Here is a 20,970-nt window from a genome sequence, read left to right as displayed (position 1 = left end):
ATTTTATTTTAATCAGATTCTAATAAGTTTTAATTAGGTATTGAACTAAAAACTTTTCTTGTTTAATTATATTATTATAAAAACTTTTAGAACAAATTTTAAAGCTTTCTCCAGAAAATTGTTCATTTCCAGAGAAAGCTTTTAATAAATAAAACTTAATCAACTTTTTCTATATGTCCACATTCTTTGTTTGTACACTTATGATGTTTACCTTTAGCTTTAGTAGTTTTCTCAACCATTAAGCTTTTACATTTGGGACAAGGTTTTTCAACAGGCTTATTCCAAACCATAAAATTACAGTCTGGATAATTACTGCAACCGTAAAAAGTTCGTCCCTTTTTTGAGGTTCTCTCAATAATCTCTCCTTCTTCACAATCTGGACAATCAACACCAGTTCTAACTAAATAAGGTTTAGTGTTTTTGCATTCGGGATAACTGGAACAAGCTAAAAATTTGCCATAGCGTCCATATTTAACTACCATTGGACTGCCACATTTATCACAAACTTCATCAGTTTCTTCAACAATATTAACACTTTCCATATTTTCTCTGGCATTTTCTAAGCGTTGATAAAAAGGTTCATAAAAATCTCTTAAAATTTGTTTCCAATCTTTATTCCCGTTTTCAATTTCATCTAAGTTTTTTTCTAATTCCGCTGTAAATTCTACATCAGTTACATCTGGAAAATATTCGGTTAATAATTTAGTAACTGTTTCTCCTAATTCAGTTGGTTCAAAATAGCGACCTTCTTTTTTGACATAATCCCTAGATTCAATTGTCGAAAGAGTTGGAGCATAGGTGCTCGGCCTTCCTATTCCTTCTTCTTCTAGTGTTTTAACTAAAGAAGCCTCTGAAAATCTAGGTGGAGGAGTAGTAAAATGCTGCTCGGGATTTGTTTTTATTAATTTATATTTTTCTCCCTCTGTTAAAACAGGTAAATCAATATCTTTTTCTTTTTCTTTACCTGTTAAAATCAAATGACCTGGGAATAAAAGTCGAGAACCACTAACTCTAAATTTATATTTTTCCCCAACTTTAAATTGGGCAGATATATTTTGATAAAGAGCAGAACTCATTTGACTAGCAATAAATCTTTTCCAAATTAAATCATATAATTTAAATTGATCTTTTGATAAATGCTTTTTAATTTTCTCAGGTGTTCTTTGAGTATCAGTAGGTCTAATGGCTTCATGAGCATCCTGAGCATTAGCATTCTTTTTTGATTTTTCCTTTTTCTTTTTTAAGAAATCGGTACCAAATTCAGCTAAAATATAATCTTTAGCTCCTTTTTTAGCTTCATTAGAAAGTCTAGTACTATCAGTTCTAATATAAGAAATTAAACCTACAGTCCCAGAACTACCAATATCTATCCCCTCATATAACTGTTGAGCTATATACATCGTCTTTTTAGCAGTGAAATTAAGTTTAGTAGAAGCTCGCTGCTGTAAAGTAGAAGTTGTAAAAGGAGATTTGGGATTGCGTTTTCTTTTGCGTTTTTTTACTTTTATAATCTCAAACTCTTCTTTTTTAATAGCTTCAACTACTTGCTCTACTTCTTCTTGGGTGGCCAAATTATATTTTTTATTATCAATTCTATATAAGTCAGCTTTTAAAGTTTGATTTTCATCATTTTTTAGTTCAACTTCTAGACTCCAATATTCTTCTTCATCAAAATCTCTAATTTCTTCTTCTCGCTTACAAATTATTTTTACAGCTACTGACTGAACACGGCCTGCACTTAAACCTTTACGTACTTTTTTCCACAGTAGTGGGCTTAAGCGATAACCAACTATTCTATCTAATAAACGCCGAGCTTGCTGAGCATCAACTAGATCTTTATTTATATTTCTAGGATTTTTTATTGCATTTTGAATTGCATTTTTAGTAATTTCATTAAATTCTATCCTATTATTTTCCTGATCAGATAATTTAAGAGCATAAGCTAAATGCCATGAAATAGCTTCTCCTTCTCTATCAGGGTCAGTTGCAAGATATACTTCTTTACTTTTTTTAGCAGCTTTTCTTAACTTATTTAAAGTTTTTCCTTTACCTCTAATGGTTATATAATTTGGTTCGAAATCAGATTCTAAGTCAATTCCTAATTTACTTTTAGGTAAATCTCTAACATGTCCCATTGAAGCTTCCACTTTATAATCTTTGCCTAAAAATTTCTTAATAGTCTTTGCCTTTGCAGGTGATTCAACAATCACCAATTTTTTCTTTTTCTTTGCCATTAAATTGATACCTCCAGTAAACCTTTATTAGTTTACTACTTCTTGTTTTAAAAAATTACCTTTAAACTCTTCAATTTCAGTTGCTATTTTCAACATTACTTCTGTACTATCTACTTCTTCATTAATTATTTCCCAAATAAGATCGGCTTCTAAATCATGTCCAATCCCCATATACATCATTTGCTGAATAATACTTTCTAATTCTTCGGCTTTTAAGACAGCTAAATTATTTAATTTATAAATTATAGTTTTAGTTTCTTTATTAAAGTAGAATTTTTCAATATCTGTAAATACTCTATTATAACCACTTGTCATTTCTAAATCATTATAAAAATCATTTTCCTCTAATTCAATTACTTCTTCAAAAACAATATCAAATGCTTCATTTATATCTTCTATTGTATAGCCTTCATCTTCTAATTCCACTGTAATTTCTTCACGCTGTTTTGATAAGTCCTTATCTTGAATCATTTTTTGAATAAGGACACTTAAAATTTCAACTATATTTTTATTCATAGTATTCTGGCATTTTTGCCCCTTAGGCCTCCCTATTATTAAAATCTTCAACTAGTATATTATTATATTGGTTGAATTAGCTTTTGTAAACCCTTAAATTGATATTTTTTTCCCCGTAAGCGAATTATAAGCTCCATTAACTCAAATTTTACTAGTATTTGATCAAGTATTGTCTCAGTTAGATTACTTAATTTAAGTAGATCATCATAATAGATTTCAACTTCATGTTGAAATAATTTTAGAACTTTAATTTCTGCTGCATTTAATTTAGGATAAAGAGTATTAAGCTTTTGAGAATTAATTACAAAGTCATTTTTATCTTGCTTTTGCTGCAAATAAGCACTTAAGTAATCTTTAACATCACTAACTTGGGTGAAAACAGCTGCTCCTTTTTTTAATAACCGATTAGCACCTATAGAATTGGGCCGATCTATATTACCAGGTACTGCCATAACTTCTTTACCCTGTTCCAGAGCATAATCAACAGTAATTAAAGTTCCACTTTTAGCACCTGCTTCTATTACCAAAATCAAATCAGCTAAAGCACTAATTATTCGATTACGTCTTGGAAAATGTTTAGCTTTAGGAGGCTTATTTGGATTAAATTCTGTTATCATCAATCCATTTTCAGTTATTTTTTGAGCTAACAGTTTATTTTGAGAAGGGTAAAGAAAATCAAAACCATTGCCTAAAATTGCAGTTGTAATTCCTAATTCAACTGACAATGCTCCTTTGTGAGCAGTACTATCTATTCCATTTGCCAGTCCACTAATAATATTTATTCCTAATTTCGCTAATTTAGAAGCAGTCGAAAAAGCAATTTTACGTCCATAAACTGTTGAGTTTCGAGAACCAATAATCGCAACGGCAGGTAATTGAAAATTAGTTTCTCCTTGATAAAAAATAACGGGAGGAGGGTCATAGATCATTCTTAATTTTTTAGGATAATTATCATTATATAATGTAAGGAATTTAATATTTTTATTTTTCAATTCTTTTTTTATTTTTTTAGGCCTAAATTTATCTTTATTTTTATTAAATATTTTTATTTGATCAGAACTTAAGCCTAAATTTTTGAGTGTTTTTGTTTTTAAATACCACAATTTGTTTAAATCATCAAATTTTTTAATTAAATTCGCAATTGTTTTAGGTCCAAAACCATTTAGATCATTTAAAAAAATTACTGAAAATTGATTAATATCCATAATTTACCTCCTAATTTTTAATCTCATTATATATCCAAATTATGTTAAAAGCAAATATTTTCTTTAATTTAAAGGAGCTTAAAAATAATTCTTGAATACTATAATTAAGCTTGAAAATAATTTGATTTAAATTTTAAACCAAGGAGGTATTTAATTGATTAAATCTACTAAATATAATACTATTTTATATTTTTTAAGTATTCTAGCTTTTATTATGGCCTTTATAATAGTAGCTCCCTTGATTTTAGCTTTTATCAATCAAGCAGGAACAGTTATTTATAAAGCTTTTTATTATACTATTATTATCTCGCTTTTAACTGGAACTTTACTTAAATTACCAACTGATGCTAATAATATTTATATTGATCTAACTACGGCCATGCTTTTATGTTCATTAGGTTGGCTTATTGTTTCAATCTTAGGTGCTATACCTTTTATGATTGGAATCGAAAAATCTTTTATCGATTCTCTTTTTGAGGCCGTAAGTGGTTTTACTACTACTGGAATTACTGTTTTTACAGGTTTAGACAAAATGCCTCAATCAATTATTTTTTGGAGAAGTTTAATGCAGCTTTTAGGTGGTCTTGGTATTTTGACATTTTTTCTTTTAATTTCTACTAGAGCCCAAGGTGAAACCTGGCAACTTTTTAGTGCAGAAAGTCATAAAATAAATGTTTCAAGACCTGTACCAAATGTCTTTAAAACAGTAAAAATATTGTGGATAATTTATTTAGGCTTTATGTTTTTAGAAACTGTTATTCTAATTTCATTAGGCTTATCACCTTTTGATGCAATAACTCATAGCTTTACAACTTTATCAACTGGTGGCTTTTCTAGTTATGATGCTAGTATAGCTTATTTTGCCAACAGTGGCTATCAAAACTATATTCTAATTGAATATGTAATAACATTTTTTATGTTTTTAGGTGGAGTAAATTTCTTACTTCATTTTAGATTTTTCACTAAAGATTTTGAGAGCATTAAAAAAAATAGTGAGTTTAAAACTTTTATTAAATTAATTTTATATTCTACAATTTTTATTAGTTTTTTAATTATAAGTTTAAATACAGCTGGTAATTTTAAGTTAGAAGCAGTTTTTAGAAAAACTATTTTCCAAGTTACTTCTATTATTACTACAACTGGATTTGGAACACATGATATTAACTCTAGTTTTTTCCCAGCTGCTGCTCGACAAATATTTCTAGTTTTTATGTTAATTGGGGGTAGTGTTGGTTCAACATCAGGTGGAATCAAAGTAATGCGTTTAAATATTTTAGGTGGCTTATTTAAAAGAGAAATCAAAAAAATATATTTACCAAATCATGCAGTTCTACCTGTTACTTTAGATAAAAAAATTATTAAAAGTGATGAAATTAATAAATTAACAGGCTTATTTTCATTTTGGCTTATTTTAATTGTAATTGGAGGAATTATAACTTCTATTTTTTCTGACCTGAATGGTTGGCAGTCTTTTTCAGGAATGTTTTCTGCTATGGGAAATATTGGACCTTTTTTCTTTTCAGTTGAAAAAATGGCTTCCCTTTCCCCAATTATTAAGTTAACCTATATTATTGGAATGCTAGCAGGAAGGCTAGAAATTATTCCCATTATTATTTTACTTAACAAAAATGCTTGGAAAAATTAATTTAATTTTATAAATTGGAGGTAAAAAGATGTATATTATTATTGCTGGTGGAGGTATTGCTGGGAGGAATTTAACCAAAAGTTTAGTCCAAAAACATGATGTAATTGTAATTGAAAAAAAACAAAGTGTAGCAGAAAAAATATATAGTCGTTATGGAGCAGTAACTGTTTTAGGAAGTGCAACTAGAATTGATATTTTAAAAGAGGCTGGAATAGAAAAATGTGATGTAGCAATTGCAGTAATGCGTGATGATGCTGATAATCTATCTTTTTCACTTTTAGCTAAAAATTTTGGAGTAGAAAAAATATTAGTTAGAATGAGAGAACCTGAATATGAAAATGCTTATGAAATGGCTGGTGCTACTAATATTGCGGCAACTATGGAATTAATTGTAGATCGTTTTATAACAGATATTGAGCAGCCAGATGTGCGTAAAGTAGCTTCTTTAGGTGATGGTAAGGCAGAAGTTTCAATTTTGACCATTCCTTCTGATTCAAGGATTTCAGGAATGAAAATTTCAGATATAGTTAGCCAAAAAAACTTTCCTGAAAACTGTGTAATTGCCGGTATTTATGATAAAGCTCAAGATCGATATATTGTTCCTAGAGGTAATAGAGAGATTTTTGCGGGCAACCAAGTATTTTTAGTTGCCTCAGAGCTAGATATGAAAAGCGCTGCAGACTTTTTGCTAAATAATAAATAATAAAAGCTGAGTGCTTAAAGCACTCAGCTTTTTAATTAATATAATTCAATTCTAGCTGATACAGAAACTCTAATATTTACTTTTTGTTCAGCTAAGGGAACCTCAGAACTCTGATCAAGGGTTTCACTTCTAAGCATAGTTTTCATAGGTGAATTACTTCTATATATATTTTGAGTACCTAAGTTAATTTCTTTAATTCTATAATTTTCTTTGTCTAAATTTGTGGCCATAAAATTTGCCTTTTCTTTAAGAGAATTTAAAGCCAAATTAGTAACTTCTTCTAAGACTTGTTCTTTGTTTTCTAAATCATAATTGAGATTAATTATTCTATTAGCTCCTGCATCTAGTAAATCAGCTAAAAGAACTGGTAACTCACCTAAATCTTTAGAACTAAATTTTATTTGGTTATTAACTACATAATATCTAATACTTTCTTCTTTTTCTTTATCATATTTACTAGTAGGATAAACCCTAAAACCTTGAGTTTCTATTTTTTCTAAATCAGCCGCTTTAAGTATTTCCATTAACTTACTAACAGTTTGATTGTTTTCCTCTACAGCTTCAGACTGTTCTTTACTTTGACTTTCAAAACCAATAAGTACTTCAACTAAATCTGGATCATATTCTTGTTCTTGATTAATGCTTAAATTAGTAGCGATATGATCATTAGTATTATCTTTTTGCTGACTAACACTTTCTGTTTGATTTTGAGGAGCTTCCACAACTGGACTGTTAAAATATAGACCATTAACAACTAAAACCGATAATAAAATTAAAGCTAAAAAGACTAAAAACATGCCTGTATTTCTATTCATAAAATCGCCTCCATTTTACTTAATTAAGATATTATATTTATTAAGCTCTTATTTATATAATTCGCATAAAACTAAGTAATTCCTTTATTCTTTTTAAGATAAATATTTTAATTTTTTTCTCTTAAAGCAAAAGAAATATTTTTATAATCCCTCTCTTTAAACTCTTCGATTAAAAATACTATTGCTTCAAAATTACTTTTCTGGTCTGCATAAATTTTAATTTTATTATCTTTAGCAGCTGGAATTACAGCAAACAACTGCTTTATCTGCTCTTTTTTATATTCTTTTTCCTGAAAGTATATCTTATTATTTTTATCTAAAAAGACACTAATCCTCTGTTCAGCTGCACTTTGACCTAAATTACTATTAGGAACAGTAATCTTATAAAGAGACTCTTCTCCCTGTAGTGTGGAAGAAACTAAAAAGAAAATTAAAAGCAAAAAAACAATATCAATCATGGGAGCCAGATTAAGAGCTGAATCTCTTTTTTTAGGCTGATACTTCATTCTGATCAGACTCCTTCTTTTGAGTCTCCTTCAATTCTTCTTTAAAAAGCAGTGATTCACTTTCTAATCTTAAGTTATTAAGCTGATTATGCAGTTTTTCAAGCCTAGAATAAAAATAATGGTAAAAAGCTGCTGCTGGTAGAGAAATTATTAAACCTGCAGCTGTAGTAAATAAAGCTTCTGAAATACCTAAAGCCATCTGCTCTGGATTACCACCAACTCCAAGCACTTGAAAAGTAGTGATCATGCCACTTACTGTACCTAAAAGTCCTAGAGTGGGGGCAGCCTGAGCAATAAAGTTTAAAAATCCTAAGTGTTTTTCTAATTCAGGTAATTTATCTACTTCTTCAGCATCTAAATATAAACTGAATTCTTCTCTATTTTTGGGCTTTCTTTTTAATAAATTATAATAAATTTCGGCTGCAATTCCTTTTTTATTGGCTAAAATACTTTTTTTTGGTTTTTCTGAATCAAAATTTAAAACTGCCTTTAAATATTTTTCTTTATTAATGCTCCGATAATTTAAAATAAAAACTATAGATCTTTCAATTATAATAAAAATCATTACAAAGGCTGCTAAAAGTAATGGATAGGCAACCACCCCTGCTGTTTTGATAAACTCTGTAATCATAATTAGACCTCCATTTAATTTAACTTAAAACGAATGGGAAGATTGACAATTACTTCAACTTTTTTACCAGCTTTAGCTGCAGCTTTAAATTCCCAATTTGAAACTGCTTTTAAAGCGGCTTGATCAAATGATTCATAACCTGAGCTCTGACTGATTTTTAAGTCATGGACCTGCCCTTTTTTGTCGATTCTTAAAGAAACTATTACTTTTCCTTCAATATCTCTTTTTCTTAAATTAGCAGGATATTTAGGCTGAGAATAGTTTTTGATGCCCGGCTTTTTTAAATTGTCTGAGTTACCCTGACGTAAATCATAGACTTTATTTGAATTCCCCTTATCTGCTGTTTCTTTATTATTTTCAGAACTTTCTGCTGTTTGAGCTCTAGCTGTTTTAGTTTTTTGACTATCTGCAGCTGAATTAGAGCTATTTGCTGCTTGCTTTGACTCCTGCTTACTTTTAGCAGCAGTTGATTTTGACTGATTATTATTTTCAGTGTCTTTTTCACTTTCTATTTTTTCTAGAAAATTATCTAAATCAAATTTTTCTCTATTCTTTGCTTTAGTCTCAGCTTTTGCTTTAGTTTTTGAATCTTTTAGCCAGGCTGGAGCTTCTGTTTTAGTTTCTTTTTCTATTTCTTCATTTTTTGCTTCTTTTTCCACTTTTTTAGCTGGCTCTGCTTTAACTTTATTTTGTTTAGGCTTTGGTTTAGATTTTGTTTTTACCTGCTTTTTGGCTGTCTTTGTAACTTTTTTAGTTTCAATAACCTCTTTTTTAACTGGTTCAACCTTTTTAACTTCTTCTTTTACTTTTTTATCGATTTGAGTTTTTTCTGTAGTTACTTCTTTTTTAGGTGCTGAACTATTTTTATCTACTTCCGGTTTTGAAGATTCTGCTGGCCCGTTTGTTTGCTGCTGTTCTGACTCTAAATCACCAGCAAAAGCTTTAGAAGCAGATAATAATAGTTCGATTTCTACCTCTTTTTTTTCTTTAGGTTTTATATCCTCTGCCAGAAGCCTCAAGGAACTAGCCTCCAGCAGCAGGATAAGGGATAATGATAAGAGGAAGGCTGTTAAATATATTATTTTATTATGCTTCATTATCATCATCCTTTCTTGTAGTTAGTTTTTGTTTAGAATTTGGTGCTTAGATTAAGCATGAAGTTACGGCCGGGCATTGGATAGCCGTCATTAACTTGATAGTCCTGATCAAATAGATTATTAACAGCTAATTTAACTTTATAATCTCTTTCTGTAACTTTTATATTTTTAGAAAAGTTTAAATCACAAACTGTATAATTATCTAAATCCTCAACTCGACCACCAACATGACTTACATTAAATTTAACCAAATAGTTTTTTGGTCTATAAGCTAAAGAAATATCGTTATAATATTGATCTTTTAACAGTTTATTAGTTTTAACATTTCTACTATCTAAGTAAGTATGACTGTAGCCTAATGTTAAGTTATCAGTTATATTTTTACTTAAACTTAGCTCTAAACCATCTGTCTCAGATTCTTTAATATTTTTATAAGTAGGATTTGGATAACCAATAATTTCATTTTCAATTTCATTTTTAAACAAGACAACTTCCAATTTACTATTATTCAATCTACTTTTGATACCTATTTCATAGTTTTTAGATTTTTCAGGTTCTAAATCTGGATTACCTTTTAACCAAGATTCATCCCAATACAATTCATCAAAAGTTGGAGCCCTATATGCCTCTCCATATGAAGCAAATATATTATTATTATTATTTATACTATATAATAAACTGACTCTTGGATTAGTTTCTGAACCATAATCTTCATTATCATCGTATCTAATTCCTGTATTTATTTTTAAATTATTAATTTTAGTATAACTATTTTCTAAAAAAACAGCTTTATTAGTTGCATCATAAATTTCAGGTAATTGAGAACTATCTAATTCATTATTTACAATTTCAAATCCATATGTTAAAGTATTATTTTTATAAAATAAAGTGTTACTCAAATCAAAACCAATCTTTTTCTTTTTATGAATATTATCAGTATTAGAATCAGGATTTATATAATTAGTCTCCTGATCATTATAATAAAGAAAAGATTTCAAATCATAATTTTCTTTCTCTCTATTATAAGTTATTCTATAATTTTCCATTATATCTTCTTGTTTAGCATTGGGGGTTCTCCAACCATCTTTATCTTTACCTGGAACTTCTTTATCAGAATTATTATATATTATGTCAAAAACAAATTCATCATATTGATTTAAATCATAATTTATTTTTGTAGAAATATTATATTGATCTAAACCACTATTATCTGGATTGTCTCTAAAGCCATCTGAATTTAATGTTTCTGCAGTTATCAAAACTTCAGATTTATCAAAAACTAGACCATAATTTAAAGCAGTTTTATAAGTGTTAAAAGATCCTATACCTAAATCTAATTTTAATCCCTCATTATCAGAACCATTTTTAGTTATTATATTAACTACTCCACCCAACGCGTTAGCACCATAAATAGCAGAAGCAGGACCCTTTAAAACTTCAACTCTTTTTACATTAGAAATTAAAATTTGACCTAAGTCAACATCTCCAATCATTTTAGTATTAATAGATTGTCCATCTATCAAGACTAATACTTGATTAGAATCACTTCCTCTAATATTAATAGTTTTACTACCAGCTGGTCCTCCATAATTTGTAATTTGAACTCCCGCAATAGAAGAAATTAACTCTGCCACATTCTGGGCATTGCTTTCTTCTATCTCCTCCTCATCAATAACCTCAATACTAACTGGGGTATCCATAATACTTTCTTCATACCTACTTGCTGTCACAACAACTTCTTCTAAATCCAAAACTTCCTCCTGCGCACTTACTGTAACTGAAAAAATTAAAAGTGCTGCAAGCATAACTAAAACCGACTTTTTAAACATTAACTATTCCTCCTTGAGTTTTTGTTTGCTCACAGCCACCCTAGACAAAATAAGGCTAGACAACAAAAAAACCCTCAGCCATTAAATTGAGGGTTTTGAATTAATAAAGCCCACAACCATTCCTGTCTCGAAGATGGCTGTTATCTTTTTAGGCAGGTCTCCTGACTTTACAGCTTTAGCAGCTAACCTTCCCCAATAATAATTGAGTGGTTTTAGTTGATTACTGTTTAACAGTGGCGGACCCGTTCAGGAATTACACCTGATTCCCTATTATCTTCTATTGAAAGAAGCACCTAAAAAGAGAACATTATTTGATTTCTTATTTATATATATTCTTTTATTATCCTTTAAATCCTGCAATTAATTTTAAATCTAAGAAAATAATTATCTTATGAATATTTAATTAATTTTAAAAAAATTAAATTTAATGCAGGATTTTCTAATATTTTACATAATTATATAATATATTCTATAAAGGAGGTTTTTTTATGGCACTTCATAATAAGCTTGGTCAACTTGGTGAAGATATTGCCGTTAAATACTTAATCAAAGAAAACTACCATATTATTCAAAGGAACTACCGCAATAAATTTGGAGAAATAGATATTATTGCTTCTAAAAATAATTATACTATTTTTATTGAAGTAAAAAGTAGAAGCTCTGAAAATTATATTGCCTTAGCTCATTCCCTTCATGCTAAACAAATTGCTCATCTTAAAAGAGCAGCCATCTTTTATTTTGCAGAAAAAAATATTCATTTAGCTTCCATTCGCTTTGATCTAATTACAATCAAAATTAACCCTGATTTTAAAAAAATAGATAAGCTTAAACATTATAAAAATATTATTAATTAAATTATTTTTTAAAAATATTAAAAAGAGGGGTCTTAAAATGTATTCTTATGTCTATTCCGCAGTAATTCATGGTGTTAAAGCAAAAATGGTTAAAGTTGAAGTTGATATTTCAAGAGGATTACCTTGCTTTAAAATCGTTGGTTTAGCTGGAAAAACTGTCCAAGAATCTGCCAAAAGAGTAAGGTCAGCGCTTATCAATTCAGGTTTTGAGTGGCCTGTTAAAAAAATTACTATCAATTTAGCCCCAGGCAACTTAAATAAATATGGTTCTCATTTTGATTTAGCAATTGCAGCAGTCTTATTAGAATGTTCAGGCCAAATTAAAATAGAAAATAAAGAACAAAAAATTTTTGCAGGAGAATTAAATTTAAATGGTAATTTAAATCATGTTAGAGGTATCTTATCTATGTTATTAGTTGCTCAAAAAAATAATTATTCAGAAGCTATAATTGCCAAAGCTAATCAAAAAGAATCTCTATTAGTAAAAAATATAAATTCATATTTAATAGATCATTTACATGAGCTTAATAATCTTACTAAAAAGTATAACAAAAAGCCGCTAACTAAAAAAAATCAAACTAAAACAACAAATTATCCTGATCTTAATCAAATTAAAGGTCAAAAAACTGCTAAAAATGCAATAATTACAGCTGCTGCTGGGGGACATAATTTACTTTTGATTGGTCCTCCTGGTTGTGGTAAAACAATTTTGGCAGAATCAATAGTCAAGTTATTAGAACCTTTAACTAAAAAAGAATTATTAGAAACTGCCTCAATATATAGTATTAATGATAGCTTAGCAGAACTTAATTTAGAAAAGAAATACAGACCTTTTGTAGCTCCACACCATTCTATAACTTCTGCTGCTTTAATTGGAGGAGGTAGAATTCCAGGTCCTGGGGAAATTTCAATGGCCCATAATGGAGTTCTATTTTTAGACGAGTTACCAGAATTTAAAAATAATGTTTTAGCAAATTTGCGTGAGCCATTAGAAAAAAAGAGAATAAAAATTGTCCGTCAGCAGGGGAGCTATTTTTTTCCAGCTAATTTTCAGTTCTTAGCAGCCATGAATCCCTGCCCTTGTGGTTTTGCTGGAGTAAAAAATAGAAAATGTAGATGTTCTGAACGAGATATTGTTCGTTATCAACAAAAATTATCTGGTCCACTTAAAGATAGAATTGACCTCCAAATTGAAGTTTTACCCTTAAAAAAAGAAGAACTATTAGAAAATAATAAATCAGATTCAAAAATAGACTATTATCAAAAAGTAAAAAATGCCCGCAAAATGCAGGCAAAAAGATATAAAAATACTTCTTTAAAAAACAATTCACAATTAATGTTAAAAGATATAGATCAATACTGTCAGCTAGAATCTAGTTCTCAAGCAATCTTAAATCAAGCTTATCAAAAATTACAACTTAGTGTCAGAGGCTATATCAGATTACTTAGAGTAGCTAGAACTATTGCTGATTTAAATCAAAATTTAGAAATCACAAAAAGTGATTTAATTAAAGCAATTGATTTTAGGTGGTATGCAGAAAAATCAGAAATGCTTCTTTAAATATTTAATTAAAGGAACCCCTAAAATTAAAACTACTGCTGCTTCACTTAAGCCAATCTGAATTACATTTAGCCAATATGGCAGATCAAATAAAAGATGTAAATAAATACTAATTAAAAAAGCATTAAATAAAATAGGACTCAAATAAGCAAAAATATTATTTCTATTTCTATAAGTAACATAAGCAGCTATCAGAGTCACTAAACTCCCACAAACTATATCAACTAAACCTAAACCACCTACTATATTGGCTAAAAGCACACCTAAAAATAAAGCTGGAACAGCTTCTGGAAAAATAATTGGTAAAACAGTTAAAGCCTCAGCTGCTCTAAATTGAATTGGTCCAAAGCTAACAGGTGCCAAAAAATAAGTAATAACAATGTATAAAGCCGTAATCGCAGCTCCTCTAGCTAATCTTTTTGTATCCATTTTAGTTTTCCTCCTTTTTAATATTTTTTAAATTTAATCTGGAACTCTAGCAAAAGATTTACGATGAATAGGGGTAGAACCATATTTTTTTAAAGCAGCAATATGTTCTGCAGTTCCATAACCCTTATTTGATTCTAAATTATACTCTGGAAATTCTTCAGCATATTTATAAATAAGTTTATCTCTACTTACCTTAGCAATTATAGAAGCAGCTGCTATATTATTAACCTTAGCATCTCCATCAATAATTGATTCTTGTTCAACTGTTAGTCCAGGAATAACTGCATTGCCATCGATAAGTAATAAATCAGGTTGTTTTTGTAATTTAGGCAAAAGATCTTTTACTGCCCTTTTCATGGCAGTAAAAGTAGCTTCTCTAATATTATATTTATCAATTTCACTACTTGTAGCCTGGCCTATTCCAACTTTAGCTTTAGCTTTAATCTGCTTAAATAAATTTTCTCTTTTAGTTAAATTTAACTTTTTCGAATCATCTAAACCATAAATTTTATTTTGAGGATCTAAAAGAACTGCTGCAGCAACTACTGGACCAGCTAATGGGCCTCGGCCTGCTTCATCAATCCCAATAATTACTTGATATCCTTTTTGACTATACTCTTTTTCAAGCTGCTGCATTTTTTCCCACTTAGTGACTATGGCTTCTTTTTTAGCAATTTTACGCTCTAATTTAGCTGCAATTTTTTGAACCCCTTTGCGGGAATCTTTTTTTAAAACCTTAATCACGCTAATTAACTCTTGCTTTAGCTCTAAATTAGAACATTTATTTTTTAATTCTTTAATTGTTAGCTCACTTACTCTATTTAAATCAAAATCTAGTGAATTATTCATTTTTATTTCCTACTTCTAAATTATCAGGTTTTTCTAAAGTTATTTTACCTAATTTAGCAGCTTGAAAATCATTAATTATTATTTTTGCAGCTCGATTGCGATCAACTTTACCACCTGTCATCAAACAACCTCTTTTGCGGGCAATATCAGCTAAAATATCATAAGGATGTGCTTCTAAAAAATCTAAATTATAAGTGTCTAATAATAATTGCGAATTAATTTCAATTATAAATTTAATTAATTTATAAGCAGCTAATTCAGCATCATAAATATCATTACTAATCGCTCCAGTTAAAGCTAATTTATAAGCTTTGTCTTCATCTGAAAATTTAGGCCATAAAATACCAGGAGTATCAAGTAATCTAATTTTTTGACCAACATTAACCCACTGTCTTCCCCTTGTCACTCCAGGTTTATCACCAATAGTAGTTATTTTAGAACCAGCTAATAAATTAATTAAAGCTGATTTGCCAACATTGGGAATCCCAATAATCATTGCTCTTAAACGACGAGGGTTTCTCCCTTTTTTAGCTAATTTAGCTGCAATTTGATCATAAGTATTATTTAAAACGCTCTTTAAGTCACTAACACCTTCTCCAGTTAAAGAATTAATTAAAACTGCGGCTTCCGAATTCTTTTCTGAAAAATATTGCAGCCATTTTTGGTTATAATTAGGATCAGCAAGGTCCTTTTTATTTAAAACAGTTACTTTAGTTTGCTTACTAATCAATTTTTTCAAATCAGGGTTTTGACTACTTACGGGAATTCTTGCATCAGCAACTTCAATTACAATATCAACCATTTTGAGATCATCTTTTAATATTCTTTTTGCTTTGGCCATATGGCCAGGATACCATTGTATCATTATTAAAACTCCTTTAATAAAACTTTTTCTGAATCTAAGCATAATTAAAAAATAAGCTAATATTGAAAAAAGGTGGAGAAATTCCCCACCTCAAAATTAAACTTATTTTCTTTGCTCTCTTTTTTCTTTAATTCTTGAAGCTTTACCTCTTCTATCACGCAGATAGTAAAGACGTGACTTTCTTACATCACCACGGCGAACTACATTAATTTCTTCAAGCTTAGAAGTATGTAGTGGGAAAGTTCTTTCCACTCCTACACCATGAGCAATTTTACGAATAGTAAAAGTTTCGCTTAAACCGCCACCATTTCTTCTAATTACAACACCTTTAAATGGCTGTAGTCTTTCTTTTCCACCTTCAGAGATTAGAACTTTTAGATCTAATGTATCTCCAACAGCAAATTCGGGAATATCAGCACGAATTTGTTCTTTTTCTATTTCATTGATAATATTCATCTATAAACCTCCTCTCAAAAAAATCTTTAAATTTTAGGCTTCCCACCAGGGGTCAGCTAATAAACGATCCATAATTATTGAAGCAGCACTTCTAACTGAAAGATGATTAAAATCTCCTCTACCCCAAATAGGATAAAGTATATAATCACAATCAGCAATTATCTCTTCTGTTAACCCATAACCTGTACCATAAATAATTAAAAAAGGACGATCAATTTTCTCTAATTCTTGCCTCATATTTTTATAAGAGATAGTATTAGGGTATTCACGAGCATCTGTAGCTATTAAAAGAGGTTCTTGACCTGTTTCTGCCTTTATTTTTGCTTTAACTTCTTCTAATTCAGAAGCAATTTCGAGAACAGAAAAAGCCTGATGACGATTATAAACATAATCTGCACCACGACCACCAGTCCAGTAATCTCTAACTCTAGCTACTAATTCCTGCTGTGATTTTAAATTATTGATTATATAATATTTTTTGACATCATAAGTCTTTGCAGCCCTTGAGATATCATGTAAATCATAATTAGTTACAGTTGTTGTTATAACTTCGCCCAATTTGTTATAAATGGGATTATGGACTAAACCCAAATAGATATCTGCCTCAATTTTACTCATTAACTTCACCCTTTAGTTCCAGCTTTATTTCTTTAAGTAATTCCTGTTCTAAATTACTAAGTTCTTTATTTTCCAGCAAATCTTTTCTTCTTAGAAAAGTTCTTTTTAAAGATTCTTTTTTACGCCAGCGCTCAATTAATTGATGATTACCACTAACTAAAACTGAAGGAACTTTTAGGCCTTTAAATTCTCGTGGTCTAGTATAATGAGGATGTTCTAAAAGTCCATTATAAAATGAATCTTTTTTAGAAGAATCCTCAGCTCCTAAAACACCAGTTAAAAGTCTAGAAATTGAGTCAACGAGTACCATTGCTGGCAGTTCTCCACCAGTTAAAACATAATCACCAATAGAAAGTTCCTGGTCAACAATAGTTTCTCTCACTCTTTCGTCTACACCTTCATAACGGCCGCAAATTATTGTTAAACCTTTTTCTTGGCTCAGATCTTTAACGATTTTTTGATTTAGTTCTTCTCCCTGTGGACTCATTAAAATTGTTTTTGTTTTGACTTCTCTTTTATTTTGAGTATCCTGCCAGGCCTTAAAGATCGGTTCTGCTTTCATTACCATACCAGCTCCACCACCATATGGTGGCTCATCTGTTTTATGGTGTTTATCTGTAGCAAAATCACGAATATTAATTGTTCTAATATCAATTAAGTCTTTTTTTCTAGCCCTTTTTAAAATACTTTCACTAAAAGGTCCTACAAACATTTCGGGAAAAAGAGTTAAAATATCAAAAAACATAAATTCAGCTCCTAAAGATCTAAAATTCCTGGAATTGGATCAACAATAATTTTTTTAGCTTCAACTTTAATTTCTATAATCATTTCATGACTAGCAGGTATCATATATTCTTTTTTTTGACCTGCAATCAAAAAAATATCAGTTCCTGTGTTTGAGATAACATCAACTAATTTACCAAGATATTCTCCAGTTTTTAAATAAACTTCACTTTCTATTAAATCACTAACATAAAAGTTATCTTCTGGAAGTAAATATTTTTCAGACTCATCAATTAAGACCTGGTAATTTTTAAGTTCTTCTGCTTCATCAATCGAGTTAATAGAGAAAAACTTAATTATTACAAACTGCTTTTGAAAGCGAATATAATCAATTTCCAGTTCTTTTAAATTATCTCGTCTTTTTAGATAAACACTCTCTAAATCAAAAAAACGTTCTGGAATATCAGTTGTCGCTTTGACACGAACTTCACCTTTATTCCCCTGAAAACGAGTAATGATTCCAATTTCTAAATAATTATCACTCAATTATTTCACCAGCCTGAAAATTTATTTAATATCAACCTTAACTGTTGTTCCTTCTTTAGCTGCTGCAGCATTAACAACAGTTCTAATTGCTTTTGCAATTCGGCCTCTTTTACCAATTACTTTACCCATATCTTCATCTGCAACAGAAAGTTCTACAGTTAGAGAATTATTTTTTTCAATTTTATTAACTGTAACTTCAGAAGGATTGTCTACAATAGATTCGGCAATAAATTTTATCAGTTTTTCCATGGAGAAAACCTCCCTCTAATTACTCATTACCGTGGTACTTAGCCATAACACCTGACTTTTTTAATAAAGTCTTAACTGTGTCAGAAGGTTTAGCACCATTATTTAACCATTTAAGTGCTTTTTCTTCATCAATATTATATGTTTCTGGTTCGGTTGTAGGGTCATAAAAACCTAATTCTTCAACAAAGTATCCTTGAGGAGCTCTCTTGGAATCAGAAACAATAACTCTGTATGATGCATTACGCTTACTTCCCATTCTTTTTAAACGAATCTTAACCATCTATCAAACACCTCCCTTCATTTCTAGCCTAAATACAAAAACTATAACGGATATAAATTAACCCGATAAATTACTTTTATTTTAATTGAAAAATGGTAGATTAAATCCTCCACCTTTTTTCATTTTACCACTGTTTAATTGTTTCATCATTTTTTTAGTTTGTCTAAACTGTTTTAAAAGACGATTAACTTCTTGAATACTAGTTCCACTACCTTGAGCAATTCTTTTCCTGCGAGAACCATTTATTACTTCTGGGTCTCTTCTTTCTTCTGGAGTCATTGAGGAAATAATAGCTTCTATATAATCAAGATGCTTATCATCAACCTGCATATTTTTCAATTGTTTTGCTCCACCTAAACCAGGAATCATGCCTAAGATTTCATCCATTGGACCCATATTTCTAACCTGTTCCATCTGTTCCATAAAATCTTCTAAAGTAAATTCATTTTTTCGTAATTTTTCTTCAAGCTTTTTAGCTTTTTCCTGATCAATACTTTGTTCAGCTTTTTCAATTAAGCTTAAAACATCTCCCATTCCTAAAATTCGTGAAGACATTCGATCAGGGTGAAAAGTTTCTAAATCTGCTAGTTTTTCACCTGTACCAGCAAATTTAATTGGTTTACCTGTAATAGCTTTAATTGATAAAGCAGCACCACCACGAGCATCACCATCCATTTTGGTTAAAACTATTCCATCAACATCAAGTCGTTGATCAAAGTTTTTAGCTACATTTACTGCATCTTGACCTGTCATTGCATCGACAACTAACAAGATTTCATCTGGATCTACAGCAGCTTTAATTGATTCCAGCTCTTCCATCATTTCTTGATCAATATGCAGGCGTCCTGCTGTATCAAGAATAATAGTATCGCAATTATGAGAAGAAGCATAATTAATACTTCCTTTGGCAATATCAACTGGATTACTATCATCTCCCATTGAAAAAACTGGCAGATCTAATCTTTCTCCTAAAACCTGTAACTGTCTAATGGCAGCAGGTCTATAAACATCTCCTGCAACTAAAAGTGGATTTTTACCATCTTTATCTAGTTTGCGGGCCAGCTTACCAGCACTTGTAGTTTTACCAGATCCCTGTAAACCAACCATCATAATAATTGTTGGTGGTTCAGACGAAATAGCAATATCTTCTTTACTACCGCCCATTAAAGCTTGCATTTCTTCATTTACAATTTTAATTACATGCTGTCCAGGAGTCAAACTTTCCATAACTTCATTCCCGACAGCTCTTTCTTCAATTTTTTTAATAAAATCTTTAACAACTTTATAATTTACATCTGCTTCTAAAAGAGCCATTTTAACTTCTTTTAAAGCAGCCTTAACATCTTTTTCAGACAGTTTACCTTTTCCTTTTAATTTATTAAAAGTATCCTGTAATTTTTCAGCTAGACTGGAAAAAATCATAATATTCCTCCTTTAGAGGATCGATTTAATCGATTCCATCTTTTTTCTTAAATCTTCATTTTTATCTTCAATTAAAATTCCTTTATCAGTCATTATTTTTTCTAAATCATTAATTTTAGCTCGAATTCTATTATATTTTTTTAAAAGCCCTAATTTAGCTTCATAATCTTTTAAACTTGCTTCGCTTCGATGTAAATGATCATAGACTCCCTGCCGACTAATACCTATATTAGCTCCAATTTCTGAAAGGGATAAATCATTGAAAAAGTAGCTTTTAATAATTTCTTGCTGTTTATCTGTTAAGAGTGAGCCATAAAAATCAAATAACATTGTTATTTTAATTGTTTTCTTTAACAAAATAATCACCTGTAAAGTTAATTTACTTAACACAGATGATAGTATATGATATTTTAGAGCTTTTGTCAAGTCAAAATTGATTTACTTAGCCATTTTTTTTAGTGCCTGATCTTCTAATCTATAAACAGTCCACTCATCCATTGCTTTAGCACCAATACTTTTATAAAAATCAATAGAGGACTGGTTCCAATCTAGACACCACCAGTCTAGCCTTTTACAGCCTCTATCAACTGCTATTTCAGCTAATTTTTTAAATAGTTTTTTTCCATAACCTTGACCTCTTGCTTCTGGAATCACATATAAATCTTCTAAATAGAGATTAGCCCAACCTAAAAAAGTAGAATAATTATGAAAAAACAAGGCAAAACCAACAGCTTTTTTATCTACTTCTGCTATTAGAACTTCAGCCTGCTTTTTTTCAAAAATAGACTCCTTTATTTTCTCTGTAGTTGCTTCAACTTGATCTAATAATTTTTCGTAATCTGCTAGTTCTTTAATGAATTTTAAAATTAGCTGACTATCTTCTTCTTTAGCAAATCTGATCTTAAACTTAGATTTATTATCTTTCATTTCAAATCTC

General features: G+C 29.7%; 24 protein-coding genes and 1 riboswitch. Of the genes, 4 read left to right on the top strand and 20 right to left on the bottom strand.

Annotated features, from left to right (window positions below; genetic code table 11):
• Window positions 1-155: 155 nt before the first annotated feature.
• The 3 genes from topA to dprA all read right to left on the bottom strand — a co-directional run bounded on the left by topA (window position 156) and on the right by dprA (window position 3,955).
• Window positions 156-2,234: a type I DNA topoisomerase gene (gene topA / locus HPRAE_RS04845; protein ID WP_014553125.1), complete on the bottom strand. Its 2,079-nt coding sequence runs from the start codon at window positions 2,232-2,234 to the stop codon at window positions 156-158.
• A 27-nt stretch (window positions 2,235-2,261) separates the two neighbouring features.
• The gene (locus HPRAE_RS04840; RefSeq protein WP_014553124.1) at window positions 2,262-2,750 is read right to left on the bottom strand and encodes a DUF494 family protein; all 489 of its coding nucleotides are present in this window, start codon (window positions 2,748-2,750) and stop codon (window positions 2,262-2,264) included.
• 62 nt (window positions 2,751-2,812) lie between these two features.
• Window positions 2,813-3,955 carry a DNA-processing protein DprA gene (gene dprA / locus HPRAE_RS04835; protein ID WP_014553123.1) on the bottom strand — a complete coding sequence of 381 codons (1,143 nt, stop codon included), beginning with the start codon at window positions 3,953-3,955 and terminating at the stop codon, window positions 2,813-2,815.
• A 154-nt stretch (window positions 3,956-4,109) separates the two neighbouring features.
• Between dprA and HPRAE_RS04830 the strand changes: the two genes are divergently transcribed.
• Together HPRAE_RS04830 and HPRAE_RS04825 are read left to right on the top strand one after the other, a co-directional pair.
• Window positions 4,110-5,600: a TrkH family potassium uptake protein gene (locus HPRAE_RS04830; RefSeq protein ID WP_014553122.1), complete on the top strand. Its 1,491-nt coding sequence runs from the start codon at window positions 4,110-4,112 to the stop codon at window positions 5,598-5,600.
• Between the two features lie 28 nt (window positions 5,601-5,628).
• Window positions 5,629-6,303 (top strand): potassium channel family protein, encoded by a 675-nt coding sequence (locus HPRAE_RS04825; protein WP_014553121.1) that lies wholly within the window; start codon window positions 5,629-5,631, stop codon window positions 6,301-6,303.
• Between the two features lie 35 nt (window positions 6,304-6,338).
• On the opposite strand, the gene HPRAE_RS04820 is transcribed toward HPRAE_RS04825, so the two are convergent.
• From HPRAE_RS04820 to HPRAE_RS04800, 5 genes are all read right to left on the bottom strand, one after another.
• A complete protein-coding gene (locus tag HPRAE_RS04820; protein ID WP_014553120.1) occupies window positions 6,339-7,118 on the bottom strand; it encodes an SIMPL domain-containing protein in 780 nt (259 codons plus the stop codon).
• Between the two features lie 107 nt (window positions 7,119-7,225).
• Window positions 7,226-7,624, bottom strand: coding sequence for an ExbD/TolR family protein (locus tag HPRAE_RS04815; RefSeq protein ID WP_014553119.1), 399 nt, complete (start codon window positions 7,622-7,624; stop codon window positions 7,226-7,228).
• Window positions 7,608-8,255 (bottom strand): MotA/TolQ/ExbB proton channel family protein, encoded by a 648-nt coding sequence (locus tag HPRAE_RS04810; RefSeq protein WP_014553118.1) that lies wholly within the window; start codon window positions 8,253-8,255, stop codon window positions 7,608-7,610. The genes HPRAE_RS04815 and HPRAE_RS04810 overlap by 17 nt, the downstream gene beginning before the upstream one ends.
• A gap of 14 nt (window positions 8,256-8,269) precedes the next feature.
• On the bottom strand, window positions 8,270-9,274 hold the full coding sequence (locus HPRAE_RS11115) for an energy transducer TonB (RefSeq protein WP_041606926.1): 1,005 nt from the start codon (window positions 9,272-9,274) through the stop codon (window positions 8,270-8,272).
• 110 nt (window positions 9,275-9,384) lie between these two features.
• Window positions 9,385-11,181 carry a TonB-dependent receptor plug domain-containing protein gene (locus tag HPRAE_RS04800; protein ID WP_014553116.1) on the bottom strand — a complete coding sequence of 599 codons (1,797 nt, stop codon included), beginning with the start codon at window positions 11,179-11,181 and terminating at the stop codon, window positions 9,385-9,387.
• A gap of 134 nt (window positions 11,182-11,315) precedes the next feature.
• Window positions 11,316-11,493: riboswitch (cobalamin riboswitch) on the bottom strand.
• A 176-nt stretch (window positions 11,494-11,669) separates the two neighbouring features.
• Here HPRAE_RS04800 and HPRAE_RS04795 point away from each other — a divergent pair.
• Together HPRAE_RS04795 and HPRAE_RS04790 are read left to right on the top strand one after the other, a co-directional pair.
• Window positions 11,670-12,035 carry a YraN family protein gene (locus HPRAE_RS04795; RefSeq protein ID WP_014553115.1) on the top strand — a complete coding sequence of 122 codons (366 nt, stop codon included), beginning with the start codon at window positions 11,670-11,672 and terminating at the stop codon, window positions 12,033-12,035.
• 37 nt (window positions 12,036-12,072) lie between these two features.
• On the top strand, window positions 12,073-13,596 hold the full coding sequence (locus HPRAE_RS04790) for a YifB family Mg chelatase-like AAA ATPase (protein WP_014553114.1): 1,524 nt from the start codon (window positions 12,073-12,075) through the stop codon (window positions 13,594-13,596).
• On the opposite strand, the gene HPRAE_RS04785 is transcribed toward HPRAE_RS04790, so the two are convergent.
• The 12 genes from HPRAE_RS04785 to HPRAE_RS04730 form a co-directional block, all read right to left on the bottom strand.
• The gene (locus HPRAE_RS04785) at window positions 13,579-14,025 is read right to left on the bottom strand and encodes a QueT transporter family protein (RefSeq protein ID WP_014553113.1); all 447 of its coding nucleotides are present in this window, start codon (window positions 14,023-14,025) and stop codon (window positions 13,579-13,581) included. The genes HPRAE_RS04790 and HPRAE_RS04785 overlap by 18 nt on opposite strands.
• Window positions 14,026-14,058: 33 nt before the next feature.
• Window positions 14,059-14,874, bottom strand: coding sequence for a ribonuclease HII (locus HPRAE_RS04780; protein WP_014553112.1), 816 nt, complete (start codon window positions 14,872-14,874; stop codon window positions 14,059-14,061).
• Window positions 14,867-15,739: a ribosome biogenesis GTPase YlqF gene (ylqF, locus tag HPRAE_RS04775; RefSeq protein ID WP_014553111.1), complete on the bottom strand. Its 873-nt coding sequence runs from the start codon at window positions 15,737-15,739 to the stop codon at window positions 14,867-14,869. The genes HPRAE_RS04780 and ylqF overlap by 8 nt, the downstream gene beginning before the upstream one ends.
• Window positions 15,740-15,841: 102 nt before the next feature.
• Window positions 15,842-16,195 (bottom strand): 50S ribosomal protein L19, encoded by a 354-nt coding sequence (gene rplS / locus HPRAE_RS04770; RefSeq protein ID WP_014553110.1) that lies wholly within the window; start codon window positions 16,193-16,195, stop codon window positions 15,842-15,844.
• Between the two features lie 33 nt (window positions 16,196-16,228).
• Window positions 16,229-16,813 (bottom strand): RNA methyltransferase, encoded by a 585-nt coding sequence (locus HPRAE_RS04765; protein WP_014553109.1) that lies wholly within the window; start codon window positions 16,811-16,813, stop codon window positions 16,229-16,231.
• Window positions 16,806-17,558 (bottom strand): tRNA (guanosine(37)-N1)-methyltransferase TrmD, encoded by a 753-nt coding sequence (trmD, locus tag HPRAE_RS04760; protein ID WP_014553108.1) that lies wholly within the window; start codon window positions 17,556-17,558, stop codon window positions 16,806-16,808. Before trmD ends, HPRAE_RS04765 begins: the two co-directional genes overlap by 8 nt.
• An 11-nt stretch (window positions 17,559-17,569) precedes the next feature.
• The gene (rimM, locus tag HPRAE_RS04755; RefSeq protein WP_014553107.1) at window positions 17,570-18,082 is read right to left on the bottom strand and encodes a ribosome maturation factor RimM; all 513 of its coding nucleotides are present in this window, start codon (window positions 18,080-18,082) and stop codon (window positions 17,570-17,572) included.
• A 21-nt stretch (window positions 18,083-18,103) separates the two neighbouring features.
• A complete protein-coding gene (locus HPRAE_RS04750; protein ID WP_014553106.1) occupies window positions 18,104-18,331 on the bottom strand; it encodes a KH domain-containing protein in 228 nt (75 codons plus the stop codon).
• A 19-nt stretch (window positions 18,332-18,350) separates the two neighbouring features.
• A complete protein-coding gene (gene rpsP, locus HPRAE_RS04745) occupies window positions 18,351-18,611 on the bottom strand; it encodes a 30S ribosomal protein S16 (RefSeq protein WP_014553105.1) in 261 nt (86 codons plus the stop codon).
• Window positions 18,612-18,692: 81 nt separating this feature from the next.
• Entirely contained in the window at window positions 18,693-20,033 is a 1,341-nt protein-coding gene (gene ffh / locus HPRAE_RS04740) for a signal recognition particle protein (protein WP_014553104.1), read from the bottom strand.
• A 12-nt stretch (window positions 20,034-20,045) separates the two neighbouring features.
• Window positions 20,046-20,399 carry a YlxM family DNA-binding protein gene (gene ylxM, locus HPRAE_RS04735; protein WP_245528292.1) on the bottom strand — a complete coding sequence of 118 codons (354 nt, stop codon included), beginning with the start codon at window positions 20,397-20,399 and terminating at the stop codon, window positions 20,046-20,048.
• Window positions 20,400-20,471: 72 nt separating this feature from the next.
• Window positions 20,472-20,960: a GNAT family N-acetyltransferase gene (locus HPRAE_RS04730; RefSeq protein ID WP_014553102.1), complete on the bottom strand. Its 489-nt coding sequence runs from the start codon at window positions 20,958-20,960 to the stop codon at window positions 20,472-20,474.
• Window positions 20,961-20,970 lie beyond the last annotated feature (10 nt).

Source organism: Halanaerobium praevalens DSM 2228 (genome assembly GCF_000165465.1).
Taxonomy (GTDB): Bacteria; Bacillota; Halanaerobiia; order Halanaerobiales; family Halanaerobiaceae; genus Halanaerobium; species Halanaerobium praevalens.
The sequence above is the reverse complement of the archived record's forward strand: the minus strand, read 5'-3'. Positions and strand labels throughout refer to the sequence as shown.

What these genes read in the sequence shown, in the direction of transcription:
- topA (WP_014553125.1), bottom strand. Translation starts at nt 2,234, where the DNA reads ATGGCAAAGAAAAAGAAAAAATTGGTGATTGTTGAATCACCTGCAAAG.
- HPRAE_RS04840 (WP_014553124.1), bottom strand. Translation starts at nt 2,750, where the DNA reads ATGAATAAAAATATAGTTGAAATTTTAAGTGTCCTTATTCAAAAAATG.
- dprA (WP_014553123.1), bottom strand. Translation starts at nt 3,955, where the DNA reads ATGGATATTAATCAATTTTCAGTAATTTTTTTAAATGATCTAAATGGT.
- HPRAE_RS04825 (WP_014553121.1), top strand. Translation starts at nt 5,629, where the DNA reads ATGTATATTATTATTGCTGGTGGAGGTATTGCTGGGAGGAATTTAACC.
- HPRAE_RS04820 (WP_014553120.1), bottom strand. Translation starts at nt 7,118, where the DNA reads ATGAATAGAAATACAGGCATGTTTTTAGTCTTTTTAGCTTTAATTTTA.
- HPRAE_RS04815 (WP_014553119.1), bottom strand. Translation starts at nt 7,624, where the DNA reads ATGAAGTATCAGCCTAAAAAAAGAGATTCAGCTCTTAATCTGGCTCCC.
- HPRAE_RS04810 (WP_014553118.1), bottom strand. Translation starts at nt 8,255, where the DNA reads ATGATTACAGAGTTTATCAAAACAGCAGGGGTGGTTGCCTATCCATTA.
- HPRAE_RS04800 (WP_014553116.1), bottom strand. Translation starts at nt 11,181, where the DNA reads ATGTTTAAAAAGTCGGTTTTAGTTATGCTTGCAGCACTTTTAATTTTT.
- HPRAE_RS04795 (WP_014553115.1), top strand. Translation starts at nt 11,670, where the DNA reads ATGGCACTTCATAATAAGCTTGGTCAACTTGGTGAAGATATTGCCGTT.
- HPRAE_RS04790 (WP_014553114.1), top strand. Translation starts at nt 12,073, where the DNA reads ATGTATTCTTATGTCTATTCCGCAGTAATTCATGGTGTTAAAGCAAAA.
- HPRAE_RS04785 (WP_014553113.1), bottom strand. Translation starts at nt 14,025, where the DNA reads ATGGATACAAAAAGATTAGCTAGAGGAGCTGCGATTACGGCTTTATAC.
- HPRAE_RS04780 (WP_014553112.1), bottom strand. Translation starts at nt 14,874, where the DNA reads ATGAATAATTCACTAGATTTTGATTTAAATAGAGTAAGTGAGCTAACA.
- ylqF (WP_014553111.1), bottom strand. Translation starts at nt 15,739, where the DNA reads ATGATACAATGGTATCCTGGCCATATGGCCAAAGCAAAAAGAATATTA.
- rplS (WP_014553110.1), bottom strand. Translation starts at nt 16,195, where the DNA reads ATGAATATTATCAATGAAATAGAAAAAGAACAAATTCGTGCTGATATT.
- HPRAE_RS04765 (WP_014553109.1), bottom strand. Translation starts at nt 16,813, where the DNA reads ATGAGTAAAATTGAGGCAGATATCTATTTGGGTTTAGTCCATAATCCC.
- trmD (WP_014553108.1), bottom strand. Translation starts at nt 17,558, where the DNA reads ATGTTTTTTGATATTTTAACTCTTTTTCCCGAAATGTTTGTAGGACCT.
- HPRAE_RS04750 (WP_014553106.1), bottom strand. Translation starts at nt 18,331, where the DNA reads ATGGAAAAACTGATAAAATTTATTGCCGAATCTATTGTAGACAATCCT.
- rpsP (WP_014553105.1), bottom strand. Translation starts at nt 18,611, where the DNA reads ATGGTTAAGATTCGTTTAAAAAGAATGGGAAGTAAGCGTAATGCATCA.
- ffh (WP_014553104.1), bottom strand. Translation starts at nt 20,033, where the DNA reads ATGATTTTTTCCAGTCTAGCTGAAAAATTACAGGATACTTTTAATAAA.
- HPRAE_RS04730 (WP_014553102.1), bottom strand. Translation starts at nt 20,960, where the DNA reads ATGAAAGATAATAAATCTAAGTTTAAGATCAGATTTGCTAAAGAAGAA.